Here is a 948-nt window from a genome sequence, read left to right on the forward strand (position 1 = left end):
CGGCCCGGTTGTCCCCGGTGAGCAGGACGGGCCGCAGACCGAGCGCCCGCAGGTGCGCGACGGCCTCGGCGCTGGTCGGCCGCACCGCGTCGGCGACCTCCAGGACGGCCCGGGCCGCGCCGTCCCAGCCGACCGCGACGGCGGTCCGGCCGGCCGCCTCGGCGGCGCGCTTGGCCTCGGCGAGCGGCGCCGGAAGGTACTGCGCCCAGTCGGCCAGGAGGGCTTCCCGGCCGGCCACCACGGCGTGGCCGTCGACGACGCCCTGCACGCCGAGCCCCGGGATGTTCTCGAACCCTTCGACGGCGGGCAGCGGGCCCACCTTCTCGGCGGCGGCCGCGGCGACGGCGGCGGCGATCGGGTGCTCGGAGGCGTGCTCCAGCGCACCGGCCAGCCGCAGGACCTCGGTCTCGGTGACGCCCTCCGCGGTGCGGACGGCGAGCAGGGTCATCCGGCCGGTGGTGACGGTGCCGGTCTTGTCCAGCACGATCGTGTCGACCCTGCGGGTGGATTCGAGCACCTCAGGGCCCTTGATCAGGATGCCGAGCTGGGCTCCGCGTCCGGTGCCGACCATCAGCGCGGTCGGGGTGGCCAGGCCGAGGGCGCACGGGCAGGCGATGATCAGCACGGCGACCGCGGCGGTGAAGGCCGCGGTCCAGCCCTCGCCGGTGCCGAGCCAGTAGCCGAAGGTGGCCAGGGCCAGGACGATCACGATCGGGACGAAGACGGCGGAGATCCGGTCGGCGAGCCGCTGGGCGGCGGCCTTGCCGTTCTGGGCGTCCTCGACCAGCCGGGCCATCCGGGAGAGCTGGGTGTCGGCGCCCACCCGGGTGGCCTCGACCACCAGCCGGCCGCCCGCGTTGACGGTGGCGCCGGTGACGGCGTCGCCGACCGCGACCTCGACCGGAACCGACTCGCCGGTCAGCATCGAGGCGTCCACGGCGGAGGCGC

General features: G+C 76.5%; 1 protein-coding gene. It reads right to left on the minus strand.

The window, feature by feature from the left end; translation table 11 throughout:
• On the minus strand, positions 1 to 948 hold a 948-nt coding region (locus PUR61_RS00810), incomplete at both ends, for a heavy metal translocating P-type ATPase (RefSeq protein WP_329874558.1).

It is taken from the genome of Streptomyces sp. BE20 (genome assembly GCF_036322525.1).
Taxonomy (GTDB): domain Bacteria; phylum Actinomycetota; class Actinomycetes; order Streptomycetales; family Streptomycetaceae; genus Kitasatospora.